Source organism: Enterobacter sp. HG048, assembly GCF_024702055.1.
Taxonomy (GTDB): domain Bacteria; phylum Pseudomonadota; class Gammaproteobacteria; order Enterobacterales; family Enterobacteriaceae; genus Enterobacter; species Enterobacter dykesii.
The window spans coordinates 184839-205861 of the sequence record NZ_JANLIZ010000001.1 but is presented as its reverse complement, the minus strand read 5'-3'; the positions used below and the strand labels follow the sequence as shown (position 1 = coordinate 205861).

Below are 21023 nucleotides of genomic sequence, written 5' to 3'. Positions count from 1 at the left end.
ATGAAAACCCTGAAAAACTGGACCCTTGATACGCAGTCGGCAAATCATCTGGAACTGCTGGTCGATAACCAGCACCGCCTGTGCCTGTATGTGCTGGAAGAGAACCTGTTCCGCGTGCTGATCAAACGCAAAGGCGAGCTGGCGCTGGACCGCACCTGGAGCATCGCGCCGGAAAAAGACGTGCCCTGGGAAGGCCGCCGTCGTGACGATATAAGCGGTTTCTCCTGCCCGGCCTGGACCCTGACGCAGCAGGATGAGACGCTCACGGTGGCAACCGAACAGCTGCGCGTGACGGTCCACCAGCCGCTGTGGCTGGAGTGGCACTACCGCAATGAGGCGGGCGAGTGGCAGCCGCTGGTCAACGACCGTCCAACCAGCGCCTACCTGCTGAACGCCCACGGCGACGGCGTGGCGCACTACCTCAGCCGCCGCAAGGACGAGCGTTTCTACGGTCTGGGCGAGAAAGCGGGCGATCTGCAGCGCAACGGTAAACGCTATGAGATGCGCAACCTCGACGCAATGGGGTACAACGCGGCCAGCACCGACCCGCTCTACAAGCACATCCCGTTCACAATCGCCCGCCGCGACGACGTCAGCTACGGACTGTTCTACGACAACCTGAGCAGCTGCTGGCTGGATCTGGGTAACGAAATCGACAACTACCACACCGCCTATCGCCGCTGGCAGGCGGAAGCAGGCGATATCGATTACTACATCTTTACCGGCACGCGCGTGCTGGACGTCACCAAAGCCTTCGTGCGCCTGACCGGGAAAACGCTGTTCGGACCGAAATGGAGCCTGGGCTACAGCGGCTCTACCATGCACTACACCGACGCGCCGGACGCCCAGAACCAGCTGATGAACTTCATCCGCCTGTGCGAAGAGCACGCCATTCCGTGCGACTCGTTCCAGCTCTCCTCCGGCTATACCTCCATCAACGGCAAGCGCTACGTCTTTAACTGGAACTATGACAAGGTGCCGCAGCCGAAGGTGATGAGCCAGGCCTTCCACGACGCGGGGCTGAAGCTGGCGGCAAACATCAAGCCGTGCCTGCTGCAGGATCATCCGCGCTATAACGAAGTGGCGGAGAGCGGCCTGTTCATTCGCGATTCAGAAACCGATGCACCTGAACGTTCCAGCTTCTGGGATGACGAAGGCTCGCACCTCGACTTTACCAACCCGCAGACGGTGCAGTGGTGGCAGAACGGCGTGACCACGCAGTTGCTGGAGATGGGCATCGACTCCACCTGGAACGACAACAACGAATATGAAGTGTGGGACGGAGAAGCGCGCTGCTTTGGCTTCGGCAAGGAGATCGCCATCAAGCACATTCGCCCGGTGATGCCGCTGCTGATGATGCGCGCCTCGCTGGAAGCGCAGCAGCGTTTCGCGCCGGAAAAACGTCCGTATCTCATCTCCCGCTCCGGCTGCGCCGGGATGCAGCGCTACGTTCAGACCTGGAGCGGCGACAACCGCACCAACTGGGACACCCTGCGCTATAACATCCGCATGGGGCTGGGCATGAGCCTGTCCGGCCTGTTCAACGTCGGTCACGACATCGGCGGTTTCTCCGGCGACAAACCGGACGCCGAGCTGTTCGTACGCTGGGTGCAGAACGGCGTGATGCACCCGCGCTTTACCATTCACTCGTGGAACGATGACCACACCGTGAACGAGCCGTGGATGTACCCGGGCGTCACGCCAGCCATTCGCGGCGCGGTTGAGCTGCGCTACCGCCTGCTGCCGTACCTCTATACCCTGCTCTGGCAGGCGCACGCCGACGACGAGCCGATGCTGCGCCCGACCTTCCTCGATCACGAGCACGATACGCAGACGTTTGAGGAGTGCGATGACTTCCTGCTGGGCCGCGACCTGCTGGTGGCCAGCGTCGTCGAAGCCGGGCAGCGCGAGCGCCGCGTCTGGCTGCCGGATAACGACACCGGCTGGTATGATTTTTACACCCACGCGTGGTTTGCTGGCGGCCAGTCGATCGTCCTCGACGCGCCGCTGGAAAAACTGCCGCTGCTGGTGCGCGCCGGTGCCGCTCTGCCGCTGAGCGAACGCATTACCCACGTGTCCGCTGAAAAAGACAACACCCGCGAGCTGAAGCTGTTCCCGGTGAAGGGCGTCGGCACGACCACCGGAATGCTGTTTGAAGACGACGGCGAAAGCTGGGGCTACCAGAACGGCAATGCGCTGTGGGTGGAGTGGGAAATGGTGTGCGACGGCGCAACCATCAACCTGAAGGTCAACGCGCGCGGGGATTATCGTCCGGCGTGGAAGGTGCTGAAGGTGTCATTACCGGCGGGGGAGAAACGCAAACTGCTGGTGAACGGGGCTGAAGGGAGCAAGTGGGTGATCTAGTGCGGCCTGATGCCCTCACCCTAACCCTCTCCCACTGGGAGAGGGAACAGAACATAGGCCGGGTAAGGCGAAGCCGCCACCCGGCTTTTTTTAGCCGTCGATACCTTTACTGCGCAGGTAATCTTCGTAGTTACCGGTGAAGTCCACCACGCGCTCTGGCGTAATTTCGATCACGCGGGTCGCCAGCGAGCTGACGAACTCGCGGTCGTGAGAAACGAAGATCAGGGTACCCTGATACATCTCCAGCGCCATGTTCAGGGATTCGATAGATTCCATGTCCAGGTGGTTAGTCGGTTCGTCCATCACCAGGATGTTTGGTTTTTCCATCATCAGCTTGCCGAACAGCATGCGGCCCTTCTCACCACCGGAGAGCACTTTAGCCGGCTTTTTGATGTCGTCCTGGCTGAACAGCAGACGGCCCAGGATGCTGCGCACCGCCTGCTCGTCGTCCCCTTCCTGCTTCCACTGGCTCATCCAGTCGAAGACGGTCAGGTCGTTTTCGAACTCGTACTCATGGTCCTGCGCGTAGTAGCCAATCTGCGCGTTTTCAGACCACTTCACGGTGCCGTTGTCCGGCTGCAGTTCGCCGACCAGGGTTTTCAGCATGGTGGATTTACCCACGCCGTTGGCGCCGAGGATGGCAATCTTCTCGCCCACTTCCAGCAGCAGGTTGAACTTTTTAAACAGCGGACCGTTCTCAAAGCCTTTTGCCAGGGCTTCCACTTCCAGCGCGTTACGGAACAGCTTCTTGTCCTGCTCGAAGCGGATGAACGGGTTCTGACGGCTGGAGGCTTTGACTTCGTCCAGCTTGATTTTGTCGATCTGACGGGCACGCGAGGTCGCCTGACGCGACTTAGAGGCGTTGGCGCTAAAGCGGCTGACGAAGGACTGCAGGTCAGCAATCTGCGCTTTCTTCTTGGCGTTATCCGCCAGCAGACGTTCACGCGCCTGGGTGGCCGCCGTCATGTACTCGTCATAGTTGCCCGGGTAAACGCGCAGCTCGCCGTAGTCCAGATCCGCCATGTGCGTACAGACCATGTTCAGGAAGTGACGGTCGTGCGAAATGATGATCATGGTGCTGTCGCGATCGTTCAGCGTCTGCTCCAGCCAGCGGATGGTGTCGATGTCCAGGTTGTTCGTCGGTTCGTCGAGCAGCAGGATGTCCGGGTTAGAGAACAGCGCCTGTGCCAGCAGCACGCGCAGCTTCCAGCCTGGCGCCACTTCGCTCATCGGACCGTAATGCTGTTCAACCGGAATACCGACGCCCAGCAGCAACTCGCCCGCACGCGCTTCCGCAGAGTAGCCGTCCATCTCGCCGTACTGCGTTTCCAGATCGGCCACTTTATAGCCGTCTTCTTCGCTCATTTCGGCCAGCGCATAGATGCGATCGCGCTCCTGCTTCACTTCCCACAGTTCCCCATGCCCCATGATCACGGTGTCGAGCACGGTGAACTCTTCGAAGGCGAACTGATCCTGACGCAGCTTACCGATACGCTCGTTAGGGTCGAGCGATACGTTGCCGAGCGTCGGCTCCAGGTCACCGCCGAGGATCTTCATAAAGGTGGATTTTCCGCTACCGTTGGCACCAATCAGGCCGTAACGGTTGCCGCCGCCAAATTTGACGGAAATGTTTTCGAACAGCGGCTTACTGCCAAACTGCATAGTGACGTTGCTGGTAACTAACACGGGGAGATTCCTGCGAAAAGTGTGATAAACACGGCATTATGCCACAATTCCGAATTGAGATCCCGTGTTGCGGCAATCCACTAAACTTTAACAAAATCGAAAAAAATGTGATTTCGTACACATCTGAATTCCCTGTGAGCGGGAATGCACATATAATGCGCTCCCATCACAGATTCAGACTTATCAACTCATCGCCAGAATGGCTTAGATACCTCGCACAACATGAACATGAAATTAACAACGCTTTTAGCGGCGGCGTTAGCCGTAGTAGGTTTTTGTAAGACCGCGTCTGCGGTGACGTATCCCCTGCCAACAGACGGTAGCCGTCTGGTAGGCCAGAACCAGGTTGTGACGGTACCAGAAGGTAACTCTCAGCCACTGGAGTATTTCGCTGCGCAGTACCAGCTGGGCCTGTCTAACATGCTGGAAGCAAACCCGGGCGTTGACCCGTATCTGCCGAAAGCGGGTACCGTGCTGAATATTCCACAGCAGCTGATCCTGCCGGATACCGTTCATGAAGGTATCGTGATTAACAGCGCCGAAATGCGTCTGTATTACTACCCGAAAGGCACCAACACCGTTATCGTGCTGCCAATCGGTATCGGCCAGCTGGGTAAAGATACCCCGATGAACTGGACCACCAAAGTTGAGCGTAAGAAAGCCGGCCCAACCTGGACGCCGACCGCCAAAATGCACGCGGAATACATCGCCGCCGGTGAACCACTGCCAGCCGTTGTACCGGCAGGCCCGGATAACCCAATGGGTCTGTACGCGCTGTACATTGGCCGCCTGTACGCTATCCACGGTACCAACGCCAACTTCGGTATCGGCCTGCGCGTGAGCCACGGCTGCGTGCGTCTGCGTAACGACGACATCAAATTCCTGTTCGAAAACGTGCCGGTCGGTACGCGCGTGCAGTTCATCAACGAACCGGTGAAGGCGACCTCTGAGCCAGACGGCAGCCGCTACATCGAAGTGCACAACCCGCTGTCCACCAGCGAAGACCAGATCAACAACAACGAAGTCGTCCCTGTTACGCTGAACAGCGCGGTACAGGCGGTGACTTCTCAGCCAGACGTCGAAACGGCGATTGTTGACCAGGCCGTGCAGAACCGCTCCGGTATGCCGGTGCGTTTGAACTGACAGAGAAGCATTAAAAAAAGCGGGCCTCGTTGCCCGCTTTTTTTTATCCGTTATTCACGATCACGATCCCGCCGTGGTCGTACCGATAGTGGCAATGGGCATACTCCAGCGGCGTGCCGTCCTCCAGATAAATCACCTGCTCCACTTCCAGCACCGGATCGGTTTCCTCGCAGACCAGATGCTCCCTGTCCAGCGCGTTGGGCTTAAGCGCCCGCACCACCCGGTACGACCCCATAATTTTCAGCCCCAGCGTCTCCTGCACGTACTGGAACACTGAACCTTCAAGATGGTTTTTCGTCAGGCCCGGCACCAGATTCATCGGCATCACCGTGGAATCCAGCGACATAGGTTCACCGTTCAGCAAACGCAGGCGAATGAAGTCATAGATCGGCGCATCGGCATTAATCATCAGCGACGCCTGCTCTTTCTCGTTCGGAAAGCGCAGCTCGAAATGCACTACCCGGCTGGCCACCGTGCCCAGATGCTCCCAGGTTTTGGTCGCGCCAAAGTAGTCGCTGCCGGAGAGATCCCACTGCGAAAGCTGGAGGAAGTTTTTGCGGATGAACGTGCCCTGGCCCTGGCGGGTATAGACCAGCCCTTCGACGATCAGCTGGCGCATCGCCTGCTGAATGGTCATCCGGCTGGTGCTGAACTCCGCCGCCAGCGCAAACTGGTCCGGCAGGGGTTCATTGGCGGCGTACTGCTGGCTGATAATGCGTTTCTTAATTTCCCGCGCTATGGTGATGTACTTCGCCGCCATCGTCCTTCCTTTCTGTTAGTTTTCTATCCCACTGTTTTTCAAGGCCACTCGCTCAGCAATTTTGAGGAAAGGCAGGTAGAAGAATACACCAAATACGATGATTGCCAACTGCACCACCACCGCCCGCCAGTCTCCCGCCGTGGCAAGCCAGGCGCTGAGAATGGGCGGCGTGGTCCACGGGATCATCACCACGCAGCGCGACATTAACCCCAGCGTGGTACAGAGCCAGGCGAAGTAAATACCGATGGCGGGCAGCAGCACGAACGGGATCATCAGCGGCAGGTTAAACACGATCGGCAGCCCGAAAATCACCGGTTCGTTGATGTTGAACAGACCGGGCGCCAGCGACAGACGCGCCACCTGCTTCGCCGACTTTTGACGGGAGAAGATAAAGATGGCGATCAGCAGCGAGATCGTGCTGCCCGTGCCGCCCACCATGCCAAACGTCGGCACGAAGATGTTGTTGATGATATGCGGGATGGGCTGACCGTTGGCGAAGGCCAGCATGTTCTCGTTGGTGTTGATCAGCAGGAACGGCTCCAGCACCACGCTGTTAACGACTGACTGATGAATACCGAGCGTGAACAGGAAGTTACCGAAACTATAAATGAAAATCGTCCCCGGCAGGCTGGTGTTGATCAGCCGCAGCGGCTGCTGGATAAAGGTCGTAATGAGATGGATCAGGTCCGTGTGCAGCACGTTTGCCAGTATCGCCGCCAGCACCGCGAACAGGGAGAGCGTGAAGATCGTCGGGATCAGCGCGGTAAAGGATTTGCTCACCGCCGGAGGCACATTTTCCCCGAGGGAAATGTGCAGCGCCTTCAGGCGCGAAATAGCGATAAACACTTCCGTTGAGATCAGCCCGATCAGCACCCCGGCAAAAATCCCGGTTGAGCCAATATTGGCGAACGTTAGCACCTGGGTGACGTTCACCGCGGCATCGCTGCCGACGGGCGTAATCTGCAGACGCATCGGCATCATGATGATGAAGCTGCTGACGGCGATAACCACTGCCGAGACCGGATTGTCGAAATCTTTGTTGCGCGCCAGCGACCAGGCAATCATCGGGGCCAGCAGCAGCGCGGCGATGTTCAGCGTGCCGTTGATAATCGCCTCGCCCCACACCTTAAACTGCGCGAGCGTGTCGCCGTGAAAAATCCACGGAAATACCACGTTGTTCACCAGCACCGCCAGGCCGGCGAGGATGAAAATGGGCATCACCGTGGCGAAGGCGTCGCGCAGGGAGCGCAGATGCACCTGATTAGCCAGGCGCGCCGAGAACTCAACAAACTTATCGACAAAAGACTGCATGTGCGGTGTTATTTTTGTTTCAGACATAGCGGAGTGTTCCCATCAATCAGTCACAAAAACGGCCCGGCAGCGTACGGCTTACATCTCGCGTCCGTTGGTATGGATAACCTGTTTTAACCACGCGTAGCTCTTCTTCGGCACGCGCTTCAGGTCTTTCAGGTCGTGGTTTTCCCGGTTGACATAGACCACGCCGTAGCGCTTACGCATGTCGCCCTGGGAGCTGAGAATGTCGATTAACCCCCAGCCGAGGTAGCCGATCACCTCTGCCCCGTCCTCGAACATCGCCTCCTTCATGGCATTGATATGCGCCCGGTGGTAGTCGATGCGGTAGGTGTCCTCGATCGGGTTCACGCCGTCCCAGGACTCAATCACCCCGATGCCGTTTTCGATCGGGAAGACCGGCATCCGCCAGTCGTTGGCGTAGCGGGTGATGATGGTGCGAAAGCCCAGCGGATCGATCTGCCAGTTCCACTCGGTGGCCTTCAGGTACGGATTGTTTTTCTCGCCGTGCAGCAGGTAATAGTTCACCGGCGTGCCTTCCGGGATCGCATCGCTGTCCAGCGTTTTGCTGGCGTAGTAGCTGAAGGCCATATAGTCGTTTCTGGTGCGCGCCAGCAGCGCTAAATCCTCGGTGCGGTAGATATCACCAAAGCCTTCCTGCTCCACCACCGCCATCACCGCCGGGCTGTAGCCCTGCCCTGCGAAGACGCGCAGCAGGTTCTGGTTGAGGAACTCGTCGTACTGCTGGGCGCAGAAGATATCGCGCGGTTTGCAGGTGGCCGGGTAGATCAGCTGGTGCGCCAGCATGCCGCCCATCAGCTGGCCGGGTCTGGTCTGATGCAGATACTCGGTCAGCGCCATGTGCGCCACCATCGTATGGTGCTGCAGCTCGTACAGCTCGCGCAGGGTTTTATCGCCTTGCATATAGCCTGAAATGCGGAAGGCTTCCGGCATATGGAAGATGTTCTGCTCGTTGAAGGTCAGCCAGTACTTCACGCGGTCGCCATAGCAGTCGATCATCTTTTTGCCGTAGCGGATAAAGGCCTCCATCACGCGGCGGTCGTTGAAGCCGTTGTACTCCTGCGCCAGCGCCAGCGGCATATCGAAGTGATACAGACAAACCATCGGCTCGATGCCGCGGGCGATCAGATCGTCAATAAAGCGGTCGTAAAACGCGATGCCTTCGTCGTTGAACGCGCCGTCGCCCTGCGGGCAGACGCGGCTCCAGGAGATCTGGAAGCGGTAGCAGTTCATGCCCAGATCCTGCATCAGGTCGAAATCTTCCCGGTAGCGGTGATAGGAGTCGGTCGCGACTTTCCAGTCGGAGACGTTCTCCCCGGCTTCGCGAATGTCGTACACCGACATGCCTTTCCCACCCTCGTTCCATGCACCTTCCGTCTGCATGCTGGATACCGAGTTGCCCCATAAAAAGTTTGCTGGCAGCTGATTGTTCATGGTCTCTCCCTATATGCCTAGTCATTTAAAATATTATGACTAGTCATATAGGCGAAGATGAAAAGGGGATCAAAGGGGAGGATCGTTTTTTGTGAGCAATGCGGGGAAAAAAAGCCCCGGTAAGCGATGCACTGCCGGGGCGAGGAAGGTTATTGTTGCGCGAGCTGATTGCGGCGATATTCCCCCTGCCGCTCCAGCATCCAGCCCGGGTATTCGCGCGGCAGCGCGCTCACCACATCAAGCTGCTTGAGTTCGTCTTCGCTTAAGCGGATCCCGGTCGCGGCGATATTGTCGTCCAGCTGTTCAACGCGTTTCGCGCCAATGATGACGCTGGTCACCGCTTTCTGATGCAGCAGCCACGCCAGCGCGATTTGCGCGACGGAGACGCCCTTGCTTTCGGCGATAGTGCGCATTACGTCCACGCAGTCGAAGGCGCGATCTTTATTCACCGGCGGGAAGTCAAACTCCAGACGGCGACCACCGGCTTCGCTCTGCCCGTCGCGGCCATATTTTCCGCTCAGCAGACCGCCTGCCAGCGGGCTCCAGACCATCAGCCCGACGCCTTCGCTCTGCATCATCGGCACCAGCTCGCGCTCCAGATCGCGTCCGGCAATGGTGTAATACGCCTGCAATGATGCGAAACGCGCCAGCCCAAGACGTTCAGAAATACCGAGCGCTTTGGCAATCTGCCACGCCGCCCAGTTCGAGACGCCGATGTAGCGCACGTGGCCGTGCTGCACCAGGTTATCCAGCGCGTAGAGCATCTCTTCAATCGGCGTTGCGGGGTCGAAGCCGTGAAGCTGGTAGAGATCGATATGATCGAGCTGCAGGCGGCGCAGGCTCTCCTTCACGCTGCTGATGATGTGATAGCGCGAGCTGCCGCGCGAGTTCACCCCTGCCGTTCCCGTTTCGCCGAACACTTTGGTGGCAACCACCACGTTCTCGCGCGGGATTTTCAGGTTTTTCAGCGCCTGACCGGTGATCTCCTCCGAGCGTCCTTCCGAGTAAACGTCCGCGGTGTCGATAAAGTTGATCCCGGCATCCAGCGCGCGGCCCACCAGCTGCTCGGCTTCACTCTGCTGGAGCTGGCCAATCTTGCCCCACATGCCGCCCTCGCCGCCGAAGGTCATGGTGCCGAGGCACAGTTCAGAAACAAACAGACCGGTGTTGCCCAGTTTTTGATAACGCATAAGTTATTCCTCGCATGTCGATTGGGTACCCGATAGTTATACCCGCCCCTCAGCCATCGCGAATGTGGTGTTCCTGTCCGTTTCTTGCCCAATCCTCTGAATTTATCCACGCGGGGCGTCGCCAAAGACGCTGTAGTCCGGTAACTGCACCTGCTGATACGGCTCCCAGCCGCCGCCGAGGGCCTTGTAGAGCGCCACCAGATCAAGCGCGCTCTGCACCTGCGCCTGTGCGCGCTGCTGCTGGGCCTGCGCCAGCTGACGCTGGGCGTCCAGCACGTCGATAAAGCTGGCGATCCCCTGCCGGTAGCTGTCGCTCGCTAAATCAAAGGCGTTTTGCAGGGCGTCGATCGTTTTTGCGAGACCCGCTTCACGCTGCTGGTCGGTGCGATAGCTCACCAGCGCGTTTTCCACATCCCCGAGCGCGGTCAGCACCGTCTGGCGATAGTCCAGCACCGCCGCTCCCTGCTGCGCGCGCGCCACCTTGACGCTGGAGACCAGTCGACCGCCCTGGAAGATAGGAATAGAGACCTGCGGGCCAAAGCTGTAGAAGTGGCTGCTCCAGTCGGTCAGCCAGTTGGTTTCACTGTTGCGCAGGCCAAACTGGCCGGAGAGCGTAAAGCTCGGGAACAGCTCCGCCACCGAGACGCCGATTTGCGCCGTGGCGGCGTGGAGGTTCGCCTCCGCTTCGCGCACGTCCGGCCGACGGCGCGCCAGCGTGGACGGAATGCCCGTTTGCACAATATCCGGCAAGGCAGGCATCGGCTGCACGCTCTGCAGTTCCGCATCCAGCGCCCCCGGCGGCTTGCCGAGCAGGATCGCCAGGCCGTTCATCGCCTGCCGCTCCTGCGCCTGATATTGCGGAAGCTGTGCCTCAAGGTTGCCTAACTGCGCCCGGGCGTTTTCCACATCCATTTGCGGCGACAGCCCGCCACGCTGGCGGCTTTCGGTGAGATCCAGCGTCTGCTGCGCGCTTTTAATCTGGGTGTTCAGCGTGGCGATAATGCTCTGCGCCCCGCGCAGCTGAAGCCACGCGCGCGCCACTTCGGCCTCCAGCGACACCAGCGCATCGTTACGCTGCTCAATGGCGACTTTCTGCTGCGCTTCGGCGGCTTCCACCTGACGACGCACCTTGCCCCACAGGTCGATTTCCCACTGGGCGTCGAAGCTGCCCTGGTAGAGATTAATCGGCTGCGTCAGCGGCCCTAACGCGCCCCGCAGTTCAGGATCGACATTATCAAGCTGGTCATACACGCCGTGGGATTTCAGCTCTCCTTCCAGGCCAAGCTGCTGGCGCGTTGCCTGCAAATTACCGTTCACCGACGGATAAAACGCCCCGCCCGCCTGGTTAATCTGCTCGCGGGCCCCGGCAATGCGCAGCACCGTCTGCTGCAGCGTCAGGTTTCCGGCAATGGCGCGCTCAACCAGGCTGTCGAGCTGCGGCGAGCCGAAGGTCTTCCACCAGCGCGGATTGGTCGCGGCTGAGGTAGTTTGCGACTTCACCGCGCTGTCGCCCTTATCGTTCCAGTGCGTAACGGCGGGCGGCGCAGGCTGCTGGTAATCCGGCCCGACGGCGCAGCCCGCCAGCAGCATCATTATCATCAGGGGGTGTAAACGTCTGTGTATCATCAATGTGCTCCTGCACTCCCCTCGCTCTTAACCGGCGAGAGCAACAAACAAAACGGAATCAGTAACAAGGCCACCGCGCTCAGGATGGTGAAGACGTCGATGTAGGCAAGGAAGCGCGACTGCTCAATCATGGTCTGGTACATGCGTCCGGTGGCAATCCCGGTGGGGTCCCCTACCTGGGTGGTGAAGTTCTGGATTGCCTGGGCGCTTTCGCGTATCGCCTGCTGGAACTGCTCGTTAAGCGGCGAGGCGTGATACGCCAGATGCGCGCTGTGCGCCTGGGCGCGTTCGGTAATGGCCGCCGTCGAAAGGGATATGCCAATCGACCCCGCAACGTTACGGAACATGGTAAACAGCGCCGCCGCATCGGCATTCAGCCGCCTCGGTATCGAGATAAACGCAATAGTCGTGAGCGGCACAAACAGGAACCCCAGCCCTATCGACTGGGCGCTGCGGAACAGCACCAGCGTTTCAAAGTCGATATCCGGCGTCAGCGTGCGCGACCAGAAGAACGACACCGCCAGACAGGTAAAGCCAAAGGCGATAATCCAGCGCGTCTGCACCACCGGCATCAGCTTCAGCACCAGCGGGATAGTCAATACAATCAGCACCGCGCCGGGCGACAGCACCAGCCCCGACCAGGTAGCGGTGTAGCCCAAATCCTGCTGCGCCAGCTGCGGGATCACCACCGAGCTGCCGTACAGGATCATCGCCATCCCCGCCATCAGCAGGCTGGAGATGGCAAAGTTGCGATCCTTCATGCAGTGCAGATCCACCACCGGCTTTCTGGCATATACCAGCCAGTAGATGGCGCCGATAATGCCGACAAGCGTCAACACGCCGAAGGTGCGGATAAAGTTCGAGTAGAACCAGTCCTCATCTTCTCCCCGGTCGAGCATCACCTGCAGACAGCCCAGCCCCAGCGCGATCAGGCCGATCCCCGTCCAGTCGATAGTCAGCTTCTCTTTTGACTTGCTCTCCCACGGCGGATCTTCCAGCAGCTGGTAGATCGCCAGCACCGTGACAATCCCCACCGGAATGTTGATAAAGAACACCCAGCGCCAGGAGTAGTTATCGGTGATCCAGCCACCCAGCGTCGGGCCCAGCACCGGCGCAACGATAATCGCAATGGAGGAGAGACCAAACGCTTTGCCCCGGTCTTCGGGTTTGAAGTAGTCGAGCAGCACCGACTGCTGCGTGGGCTGCAGCCCGCCGCCAAAAAAGCCCTGCATCACGCGGAACAGGATGATCTGCCACAGTTCGGTGGCGATCCCGCACAGGAACGAGCAGACGGTAAACATCACGATGCAAATCAGGAAGAACTGCTTGCGGCCAAACACCCGGCTCAGAAACGCCGAGATGGGCAGCACGATGCCGTTCGCCACCAGATAGCTGGTTAACACCCAGGTGGATTCGTCATAGCTGGACGAGAGCGAGCCTGCCACGTGGGGGAGCGCCACGTTAACAATGGTGGTATCCAGAATCTCCATGAATACCGCCAGGGTAACGACAATCGCCACCGCCCACGGATTGCTGGCGGGCTTCCAGCTGTCGTGGCTGTGATCCGTCATTCCACCGTCACCTTCGGTGCCACCGACAGCCCCAGCGGCAGCGGTTTGTTTGGATCCAGGCCCTTATCAATCACGATTTTGACCGGCACGCGCTGCACAATTTTGACGAAGTTGCCGGTGGCATTTTCTGCCGGGAAGGCGGAGAAGCGCGAGCCGCTGCCCTGCTGGATACTGTCTACGTGGCCCTCGAGCGCCATATCCGGCCACGCGTCGACGGACACGGTGACCTTATCGCCGGGCTTCATGCGCTCAAGCTGCGACTCTTTAAAGTTCGCCACCACCCACACGTTCGGGGAAACCAGAGAGAACAGCGCCGTTCCCGCCTGCACCAGCGTGCCGGGCTGCACGTTGCGTTTGGTGACAAACCCGTCGAAAGGGGCGCGGACTTCGGTGTAAGAGAGGTTCAGATTGGCCGTTTCCAGCTGCGCTTTAGCCTGATCGACCTGACGCTCGCGCGCTTCAACGTTGGTTTCCTGCTGGCGGATTTGCAGCTGGACCTGTTCTGCCACTTCCAGCTGCGCCTGAGCGCTGGCCAGCCCCGCCTGTGCGCTACGCAGTTGAGCGTTCGCGGAATCGATACTTTGCTGGGTGGTCGCTCGCGGATCGACGCCGCGCTGGCGACGGTACTCCGCCTGCGCGTTCGCCAGATCGGCCTGCGCTTTCAGCACCTGCGCTTTGGCTTCGTCACGCTGGGCGGGATACTGGACTTTTGAAAGCGCCAGCTGCGCCTGGGCCTGATGCAGCTGCGCGATAGCCAGCCCAAGCTGGGCCTGGGCCTGATCGCGCTGCGCGGTGGTATCTCGCGGATCGATAACCACCAGCAGATCGCCCTTTTTCACGCGCTGGTTATCGCGCACGCGCAGCTCGGTAACGTAGCCCGCCGTTTTGGGGGCAATCGTCACCACGTCGCCGTCGGTAAAGGCGTCGTCGGTCGTCTCTTCGTTACGGGTTAAAAACCACCAGACCAGCGCCACGACGACCATCACCACCACGACAACGCCGAGGATAATTAATGGTTTCTTGCCCGGGCGCTTACGCTCATTATTGTTTTTGTCCTGCTCGTCAGCAGGCGGGTTTTGATCTTCAGCCATAGTTCAGCAACGGTCCTGTCAGTGAGCGGCATCACACTATGCCGTTCACTAAAGCTAGGACGTTGCTATACGTTTGCCAGGAAAAACTGACAAATTGCGCACTATATGAGAAGGAATATTCCGAAACCGATCGCCGCGGCCCAAACCAGCATCGGAATCGACCAGACGTGGAAACGCCACCAGATACGACGGTCATTGGCCATACGCAGCGCAATCAGGTTTGCCAGCGAGCCGGGCAGCAGCCCAAACCCGCCGATGTTCACCGCCCAGGCCAGGAGCGTATCGGGCGGAACATAGTTGAGCAGCAGAATGGTGGACGGCACGTTGCTGATAAACTGCGACAGGCCAATCGCCGTCAGCCACAGTCCCGGCTGAGACAGCGTGCTGACGCTGTGCAGAACGTTCTGCAGCACCGGAAGCTGGATAAGGAGATGCACATCAATAAACATCGCCATAAAGACCAGCAGCAGCGTCCAGTCCACGCTCACCAGCACGCGACGCGCCAGGACGACAAAGCCCGCAGCAACGAGCAGGACGCCCGCCAGCTCATACTTCAGCTCCAGCGCGAACAGAAAGACGATGTATAACCCGAGACAGCTCCACACCAGGCGCGGCTGCCACTGCGGGCCGGTTGTGCCGCTGTGGTACTGCAGCTTTTTATCCGGAAACGCAAACCAGCACACCGCCATCAGCGACAGCATCATCACCAGCGCCAGAGGGGCCATCTGCCAGGTAAAGGCGGCAAACGACAGACCGGACCGTCCCCAGAGAAGGATATTTTGCGGGTTGCCGATTGGCGTCAGAAGCGAGCCCGCATTGACGGCCAGCGCTTCAAAGATGATCAGCCGGCTGACCGGGATCTCGCACAGCTTACGCAGCGTGAGCGTGAGGGGCACGATGATAAACAGCGCCACATCGTTGGTCAGAAACGTCGACAGCACCGCGGCGGAGAACACCATAAACAGGGACAGCCTGCGCTCGGTGGCAAAGCGGCGCACCATTTTACGGCCCAGAACGTCAAAATAGCCGCTCAGCTCGACCCCTTTGGTGAGCATCATCAGGCCACTCAGGGTAATGATGGTTCGCCAGTCAATTGCGGCGGGCCAGGCGTGTGGCGCAAACGGCACAAAGAGGCTTAACCCTGCGCCAATGAGTAATAAGAGATGGAAGAAACGATCGCGTGCCAGGGCCTGCAGTCCAGGGATTTTCATTCAGCGGAGGGACCATATTTAAGGGTAAATTCGCGAAACTTCACCAGCGTCTCTTCGCTCACGTGGTGTTCCATTCCTTCCGCATCCCGGCGGGCAATCTCCGGGCTGACGCCCAGCACCAGTAAAAAATTCTCGACAAGCTGGTGGCGCTCGCGGCTCTCCTGCGCGAGCTTCTCCCCTTCCGGCGTCAGAAAAACACCGCGCCAGGGGATCATTTCAATTAAGCCCACGGAGGCCAGGCGTTTTAACATTTTAGCGACAGTTGGCTGTGAAACCCCCAGCCTGGCGGCCATATCGACCTGGCGCGCTTCACCAACCTCACGAATCAGATCGGAAATGAGTTCAACATAGTCATCAATCAGTTCACGCCGGTGCGCTTCACGGACCTGGCGAAAACCTTCGACATGTTCTTCAACATTCACCAGTTGCGTCGTTTTCCTGATTGTCGGATGACCTGCGCGACGGTTCATTGTACTTCCTCAGTGGGGTGACGCTTCCAGCGCCCGGTTTCGAGAGCGCACATTGTAAACCATAGCTCCGCAAGCACAAAAAATTAACGAAATAGCCATAGCTATACAATATAGCCTGTGCTATATCTGTATGTAATGCAGTCACCCTTCACGGATCGAAGGGATCAAAACTCAGGAGGTCTTATGAACGAATTCAAGAGGTGCATGACCGTGTTTACCCACTCTCCCTTTAAAGTGCGCTTAATGCTGTTGAACATGCTGTGCGATATGTTTAACAACAAACCGCATCAGGACGACAAACCTTCCCACTAAGCGGCGTTGCGGTACGCCGCTTCATTTTCCCGTCACAATCTCGCTGTAAACTGGCTTCCAGCCTCCTTATTCCCGATCTTTTTTACGGATTTGCAATCCCCTTCGCAAAACATCTGCTTAGCAACTGTTGATATTATTTAGCGCTCGCACTATCTTCTTGCAGCCCTGCACAATTTGCGGCTCGCTGAAGCGGACCCTCATTCCCTCTCCACGCACTGTCAGGCAGGTTATGACCCTTGACGCCAGGGTGAGCACATGGCGTTTTCATCCATGATAGTGACCTATGAATGTAACCCTGATAGATACCGTTGTGACCCGCAGCCGGGCCTTAAGCCCGTGGACGGGTTTTTACTTTTTGCAGTCATTACTGATTAACTTTGCGCTGGGTTATCCCTTTAGTCTGCTCTACGCGGTGGCTTTCACCTGCGTTCTGCATTTGCTGTGGCGAGCCTCACCGCGCGTGCAAAAAGCGTTAATCGGGATCTGTTCGCTGGTCGCTGCACTCTATTTCCCGTTTGGTCAGGCTTACGGCGCGCCAAACTTTAATACCCTGCTGGCGCTGCACTCGACCAATATGGAAGAGTCGACGGAGATCCTGACGATTTTCCCGTGGTACAGCTACGTGGTCGGGCTCTTTATCTTCGCGTTGGGCGTTATTGCCATCCGCCGTCAGTCGGGCGAGAAAAAATCCTGGGGTAAGATCGAAATACTCTGTCTGGTGTTCAGCGTTGCCGTGGCGTTTGTCGCCCCCATCCAGAATATTCCCTGGGACGGTAAGCTAAGGCTCAGCAATATCGGCTATCCGGTTTTCCGCTTCGTGAAGGACGTCGTTGTCAATAATAAAGAGGTTCTCGACGAGCAGGCGCGCATGGCTGAGCTTTCCAATATGAAAGACACCTGGAACGTGCTGGCCGTTAAGCCGAAATATCACACCTATGTGGTGGTGATTGGCGAAAGTGCCCGTCGCGATGCAATGGGAGCCTTCGGCGGACACTGGGATAACACACCGTTTGCCAGTTCGGTCAAAGGCACGCTGTTTACCGATTACGTCGCGGCCAGCGGCTCGACGCAGAAATCGCTCGGCCTGACCCTAAACCGTGTCGTCGACGGCAAACCCCAGTATCAGGATAATTTTGTCACCCTGGCAAACCGCGCGGGTTTTCAGACGTGGTGGTTCTCTAATCAGGGGCAAATTGGCGAATACGATACGGCCATCGCCAGTATCGCCAAACGCGCTGACGAAGTGCAGTTCCTGAAAAATGGCGACTTCGAAGCCGACAAAAACACCAAAGACGAAGCGCTGTTGAAAATGACGGCACAGGTCTTCGCCACGCCGCGCACCCAGCCTCAGCTGATCGTCCTGCACCTGATGGGGTCGCACCCGCAGGCCTGCGATCGGACTGGCGGGAAGTACGCTGAATTCGTGCAGTCCAAAGAGACCTCTTGCTATCTCTACACCATGACGCAAACCGACGACCTGCTGAGCAAACTGTACGATCAGCTACGCAATACGGGCGACAGCTTCTCGATGGTCTATTTCTCGGATCACGGGCTGGCGTTTAAAGAGCGTGGTAAAGAGGTGCAGTATCTGGCGCACGATGACAAGTTCCAGCAGAACTTCCAGGTGCCGTTTATGGTGCTGTCGAGCGACGATAAAACGCATCGCGTGATTAAAGCGCGCCGTTCGGCAAATGATTTCCTGCAGTTCTTCTCGCAGTGGACGGGAATTACAGCCGAGCAGATAAAAACGGCTTACCCGTTTGTCTCTAACAAGAAAGCTCCCCCAGTGTACGTTACCAACTTCAAGTTACAGAAAGTTGACTACAACCATCTGGGTACGGATATTTTTGATATTAAGAGTAAGTAGCGATCTGATGCCCTCACCCCACGGGGAGAGGGAAAAAGACAAAAAAAAATCCGCCACATTGGGCGGATTTTTTATTTAATCACCGGAGTGATTAGAAGCGGTAACCTACGCCCGCGATCCAGGTGCCAACGTCAACGTTGCGGATACGGCTCTGCTCATAGGAGAAGTCCAGAGCAACGTCCTGGATTGGGTTGAACTGCAGGCCTGCGCCATAGGAGAAGCCATAGTCGCTATTGCTTGCAGTGCGGCTTTCGCTCTGGTTTTCAGTCTGCTGGAATTTACCGTAGCCAACACCTACAACACCGTAGATGCTTGCCCAGTCATTCAGACGGTAAGCTGGACCAGCGGTGATGCCGTAGTACTGGCCTTTGTTGTATGCGCCGTTTTCAGAACGATCTTTCTCGGTGTAGGTGAAAGAACCGATCACGCCCAGTGGATTGTTATCCTGTTCGTAGCGATACTTCAGGTTGAAACCGTTAGCTTTGTTCATCACGCCCTGATAGTCGCTCTGAGCGTAACCACCAGTAACAGTCGAAGTAGCAGCTACAGCGGTACCTGCGGAAACAGCCAGTACAGCGGCCAGTGCTGAAAGACATGCAATTTTTTTCATAACCACCTCAAATGTGCTTCAAGTAAGTCCGTAAGTTTTAAATATATCAAAAAAATTTGCGAAACTCTTTGTGATTCGTGATGTCTAATGAAACCTTTCCTGTAACAGAACGTTTCCAGCCTCAGCTATCTCTTTCAAATCACATGCAATTTTCACTACTAAATGCGCATATTGCGCGCACGCGCCGTTACATTCATCCAGATTATTCCTAATCTATCAGGCGATAAATCCACCAGCGCTTAACCATTTTACGGATTTGACACGGTTTTTTTTCAACAGCGCCTCAACCGTTGCCGCTTATTTCCTTTACACTGCAACCTTTACCTCATTTGACATAAGCTGACAGGAGAAAGGATGCCTGGGTTATCCCGCACGTCGTCGGTCTGGTTGCCGGTCGCAGTCATACTCATTGCCATGTTGTCCATTCAAAGCGGTGCTTCGCTTGCGAAATCACTTTTTCCGCTGGTCGGTGCGCCTGGGGTGACAGCCCTGCGTATCGTGCTGGGCACGGCGATACTGGTGGTCATTTTCAAACCCTGGCGTCTGCGCTTCAAAAAGGAGCAGCGTTTACCCCTGCTGTTTTATGGACTTTCCCTCGGGGCAATGAACTATCTGTTCTACCTCTCTATTCAGACAATACCGCTGGGGATCGCCGTCGCGCTGGAGTTTACCGGCCCGCTGGCGGTGGCGCTTTTCTCCTCGCGACGTCCGGTCGATTTTATCTGGGTCGTGTTAGCCGTTCTGGGCTTATGGTTCCTGCTGCCGCTGGGCCAGAGCGTCGCTGAGATTGATCTGACGGGCGCAGCCCTGGCGCTGGGTGCTGGCGCCTGCTGGGCCGTCTATATACTTACGGGCCAGCGTGCAGGAGAAGAGCACGGTCCTGCGACCGTCGCGCTGGGGTCCCTGATCGCTGCCATCGTCTTTGTGCCCATCGGCATGGCGCAGGCGACCGAATCTATCTGGCAATGGTCCGTCATGCCCATCGGGCTGGCGGTCGCGATTCTGTCTACCGCACTTCCCTACTCTCTGGAGATGATTGCCCTTACGCGTCTGCCGACGCGCATATTTGGCACGCTGATGAGCATGGAGCCTGCGCTAGCTGCCATTTCCGGGATGGTGTTTCTCGGCGAAACTCTGACGTTGACCCAGACGCTGGCGCTCTGCTCGATTATCGCGGCATCAATGGGCTCGACGCTCACCATGCGCCCGGAACCTAAAGTTGAGAAAGTGGATATCAGCTAAGACCATATATTCTGCATGGCGTCCATGCCATGCAGAATAAAGGCCAAAAAGACAGACGTTATAATTTTTTACATTCTTTTCGCTATTTTCGAAATATCCCTCTGCGGTTACACGCCTATCCAGCAATTAAGATTGATCTGTATCAATTAAAAAATAACTCTTTAGTTTCAATTAATTAAATTCTCAAGCCACTTCTCGCTATTAAACCGATAGGCACAGCCAAACCGCAGAGAAAAAATCCGGTGCTATACTTAGTTCCGTAATTACCTGGGACATAAACATCAAGAGGATATGAGATTATGAGTACCGCTAAACTGGTGAAAACGAAAGCGTCTAATCTGCTTTATACCCGTAACGATGTATCGGATAGCGACAAAAAAGCGACCATTGAGTTGCTGAATCGTCAGGTGATCCAGTTCATCGATCTTTCGCTGATCACCAAACAGGCCCACTGGAATATGCGCGGTGCAAACTTTATTGCCGTTCATGAAATGCTGGATGGCTTCCGCACAGCACTGGTGACCCACCTCGATACGATGGCTGAACGTGCCGTTCAGCTAGGCGGTGTGGCGCTGGGTACCACGCAGGTTATCAACAGCAAAACGCCACTGAAAAGTTATCCGCTGGATATCCATACCGTTCAGGATCACCTGAAAGAGCTGGCAGACCGCTACGCGATTGTGGCCAATGACGTGCGCAAAGCGATTGGCGAAGCCAAAGATGAAGATACCGCAGATATTTTCACCGCCGCGTCCCGCGACCTGGATCAGTTCCTGTGGTTTATCGAATCTAACATCGAGTAATTCATATAATTGCTCTATTAAACCCTCGCCATGACGCGATGCCGTTCACATAAGCGGAGCGGCACTGTGTTTCACTGATTAAAGGGTTTTTGATATCTTAACCGCCCGCGGCCTTCATGGTCGGGGGCGTTTTATTATGAACAACGCTTCCAGATTTCCACGCAGATGTTCCAGCTTTTTCGAGATGGTTCCTGGTGACGCTCTATTTCCAGCACTAGCCTGTCCGTCGCTATAAGCAAGTAAGCGATCTTGAGCAAGGTGTTAACGTCGGGTCGAGGATAAAAAAACGGCAGAGCGCATAATCGCTCTGC

17 protein-coding genes and 1 pseudogene are annotated in these 21023 nt (G+C 57.1%); 6 read left to right on the top strand and 12 right to left on the bottom strand.

The window, feature by feature from the left end; genetic code table 11:
* Positions 1-2364: a glycoside hydrolase family 31 protein gene (locus tag NUX24_RS01035; protein WP_257829360.1), complete on the top strand. Its 2364-nt coding sequence runs from the start codon at positions 1-3 to the stop codon at positions 2362-2364.
* A 90-nt stretch (positions 2365-2454) separates the two neighbouring features.
* On the opposite strand, the gene NUX24_RS01030 is transcribed toward NUX24_RS01035, so the two are convergent.
* Positions 2455-4050 (bottom strand): ABC-F family ATPase, encoded by a 1596-nt coding sequence (locus NUX24_RS01030; protein ID WP_047653234.1) that lies wholly within the window; start codon positions 4048-4050, stop codon positions 2455-2457.
* A 222-nt stretch (positions 4051-4272) separates the two neighbouring features.
* On the opposite strand from NUX24_RS01030, the gene ldtB reads away from it, so the two are divergent.
* Positions 4273-5193 (top strand): L,D-transpeptidase, encoded by a 921-nt coding sequence (gene ldtB, locus NUX24_RS01025; protein WP_045403737.1) that lies wholly within the window; start codon positions 4273-4275, stop codon positions 5191-5193.
* A 43-nt stretch (positions 5194-5236) separates the two neighbouring features.
* Here the strand turns inward: ldtB and NUX24_RS01020 are convergent, their stop codons facing one another.
* The 9 genes from NUX24_RS01020 to mntR all read right to left on the bottom strand — a co-directional run bounded on the left by NUX24_RS01020 (position 5237) and on the right by mntR (position 15878).
* Positions 5237-5953 (bottom strand): GntR family transcriptional regulator, encoded by a 717-nt coding sequence (locus tag NUX24_RS01020; protein WP_257829356.1) that lies wholly within the window; start codon positions 5951-5953, stop codon positions 5237-5239.
* Positions 5954-5968: 15 nt separating this feature from the next.
* Positions 5969-7291, bottom strand: coding sequence for a PTS sugar transporter subunit IIC (locus NUX24_RS01015; protein WP_047653236.1), 1323 nt, complete (start codon positions 7289-7291; stop codon positions 5969-5971).
* 51 nt (positions 7292-7342) lie between these two features.
* Positions 7343-8719 (bottom strand): glycoside hydrolase family 1 protein, encoded by a 1377-nt coding sequence (locus NUX24_RS01010; protein WP_257829353.1) that lies wholly within the window; start codon positions 8717-8719, stop codon positions 7343-7345.
* A 149-nt stretch (positions 8720-8868) separates the two neighbouring features.
* Positions 8869-9909, bottom strand: coding sequence for an aldo/keto reductase (locus NUX24_RS01005; RefSeq protein ID WP_257829351.1), 1041 nt, complete (start codon positions 9907-9909; stop codon positions 8869-8871).
* A 102-nt stretch (positions 9910-10011) separates the two neighbouring features.
* Positions 10012-11535, bottom strand: a complete 1524-nt coding sequence (locus tag NUX24_RS01000) for an efflux transporter outer membrane subunit (RefSeq protein ID WP_126328084.1) — start codon at positions 11533-11535, stop codon at positions 10012-10014.
* Entirely contained in the window at positions 11535-13106 is a 1572-nt protein-coding gene (locus tag NUX24_RS00995; RefSeq protein ID WP_033145003.1) for a DHA2 family efflux MFS transporter permease subunit, read from the bottom strand. The genes NUX24_RS01000 and NUX24_RS00995 overlap by 1 nt, the downstream gene beginning before the upstream one ends.
* Positions 13103-14197 (bottom strand): HlyD family secretion protein, encoded by a 1095-nt coding sequence (locus tag NUX24_RS00990; RefSeq protein WP_047653241.1) that lies wholly within the window; start codon positions 14195-14197, stop codon positions 13103-13105. The genes NUX24_RS00995 and NUX24_RS00990 overlap by 4 nt, the downstream gene beginning before the upstream one ends.
* A 101-nt stretch (positions 14198-14298) precedes the next feature.
* Complete coding sequence (locus NUX24_RS00985) at positions 14299-15408, bottom strand: anion transporter (protein ID WP_257829345.1); 1110 nt, start codon at positions 15406-15408, stop codon at positions 14299-14301.
* On the bottom strand, positions 15405-15878 hold the full coding sequence (gene mntR, locus NUX24_RS00980) for a manganese-binding transcriptional regulator MntR (RefSeq protein WP_045355726.1): 474 nt from the start codon (positions 15876-15878) through the stop codon (positions 15405-15407). Before mntR ends, NUX24_RS00985 begins: the two co-directional genes overlap by 4 nt.
* A gap of 183 nt (positions 15879-16061) precedes the next feature.
* Here mntR and mntS point away from each other — a divergent pair, with 183 nt between their 5' ends.
* Entirely contained in the window at positions 16062-16190 is a 129-nt protein-coding gene (gene mntS / locus NUX24_RS00975; protein ID WP_014831181.1) for a manganase accumulation protein MntS, read from the top strand.
* Positions 16191-16473: 283 nt separating this feature from the next.
* Positions 16474-18057 (top strand): phosphoethanolamine transferase, encoded by a 1584-nt coding sequence (locus NUX24_RS00970; protein ID WP_257829341.1) that lies wholly within the window; start codon positions 16474-16476, stop codon positions 18055-18057.
* Positions 18058-18148: 91 nt separating this feature from the next.
* Here the strand turns inward: NUX24_RS00970 and ompX are convergent, their stop codons facing one another.
* On the bottom strand, positions 18149-18667 hold the full coding sequence (gene ompX, locus NUX24_RS00965; protein WP_023310884.1) for an outer membrane protein OmpX: 519 nt from the start codon (positions 18665-18667) through the stop codon (positions 18149-18151).
* A gap of 354 nt (positions 18668-19021) precedes the next feature.
* Between ompX and rhtA the strand changes: the two genes are divergently transcribed.
* Positions 19022-19909: a threonine/homoserine exporter RhtA gene (rhtA, locus tag NUX24_RS00960; RefSeq protein ID WP_023334998.1), complete on the top strand. Its 888-nt coding sequence runs from the start codon at positions 19022-19024 to the stop codon at positions 19907-19909.
* 299 nt (positions 19910-20208) lie between these two features.
* Positions 20209-20712 carry a DNA starvation/stationary phase protection protein Dps gene (dps, locus tag NUX24_RS00955; RefSeq protein WP_010428924.1) on the top strand — a complete coding sequence of 168 codons (504 nt, stop codon included), beginning with the start codon at positions 20209-20211 and terminating at the stop codon, positions 20710-20712.
* 78 nt (positions 20713-20790) lie between these two features.
* Here dps and NUX24_RS00950 read toward each other — a convergent pair.
* Positions 20791-20963 (bottom strand): annotated as a pseudogene (locus NUX24_RS00950) (IS4 family transposase); the annotation flags it as partial.
* Positions 20964-21023 lie beyond the last annotated feature (60 nt).

Coding starts and splice junctions, on each gene's coding strand:
- mntS (WP_014831181.1), top strand. CDS start 16,062: ATGAACGAATTCAAGAGGTGCATGACCGTGTTTACCCACTCTCCCTTT.
- mntR (WP_045355726.1), bottom strand. CDS start 15,878: ATGAACCGTCGCGCAGGTCATCCGACAATCAGGAAAACGACGCAACTG.
- NUX24_RS01005 (WP_257829351.1), bottom strand. CDS start 9,909: ATGCGTTATCAAAAACTGGGCAACACCGGTCTGTTTGTTTCTGAACTG.
- NUX24_RS01035 (WP_257829360.1), top strand. CDS start 1: ATGAAAACCCTGAAAAACTGGACCCTTGATACGCAGTCGGCAAATCAT.
- NUX24_RS00970 (WP_257829341.1), top strand. CDS start 16,474: ATGAATGTAACCCTGATAGATACCGTTGTGACCCGCAGCCGGGCCTTA.
- ldtB (WP_045403737.1), top strand. CDS start 4,273: ATGAACATGAAATTAACAACGCTTTTAGCGGCGGCGTTAGCCGTAGTA.
- NUX24_RS01015 (WP_047653236.1), bottom strand. CDS start 7,291: ATGTCTGAAACAAAAATAACACCGCACATGCAGTCTTTTGTCGATAAG.
- NUX24_RS01010 (WP_257829353.1), bottom strand. CDS start 8,719: ATGAACAATCAGCTGCCAGCAAACTTTTTATGGGGCAACTCGGTATCC.
- ompX (WP_023310884.1), bottom strand. CDS start 18,667: ATGAAAAAAATTGCATGTCTTTCAGCACTGGCCGCTGTACTGGCTGTT.
- NUX24_RS00995 (WP_033145003.1), bottom strand. CDS start 13,106: ATGACGGATCACAGCCACGACAGCTGGAAGCCCGCCAGCAATCCGTGG.
- NUX24_RS01020 (WP_257829356.1), bottom strand. CDS start 5,953: ATGGCGGCGAAGTACATCACCATAGCGCGGGAAATTAAGAAACGCATT.
- NUX24_RS01000 (WP_126328084.1), bottom strand. CDS start 11,535: ATGATACACAGACGTTTACACCCCCTGATGATAATGATGCTGCTGGCG.
- NUX24_RS00990 (WP_047653241.1), bottom strand. CDS start 14,197: ATGGCTGAAGATCAAAACCCGCCTGCTGACGAGCAGGACAAAAACAAT.
- NUX24_RS00985 (WP_257829345.1), bottom strand. CDS start 15,408: ATGAAAATCCCTGGACTGCAGGCCCTGGCACGCGATCGTTTCTTCCAT.
- dps (WP_010428924.1), top strand. CDS start 20,209: ATGAGTACCGCTAAACTGGTGAAAACGAAAGCGTCTAATCTGCTTTAT.
- rhtA (WP_023334998.1), top strand. CDS start 19,022: ATGCCTGGGTTATCCCGCACGTCGTCGGTCTGGTTGCCGGTCGCAGTC.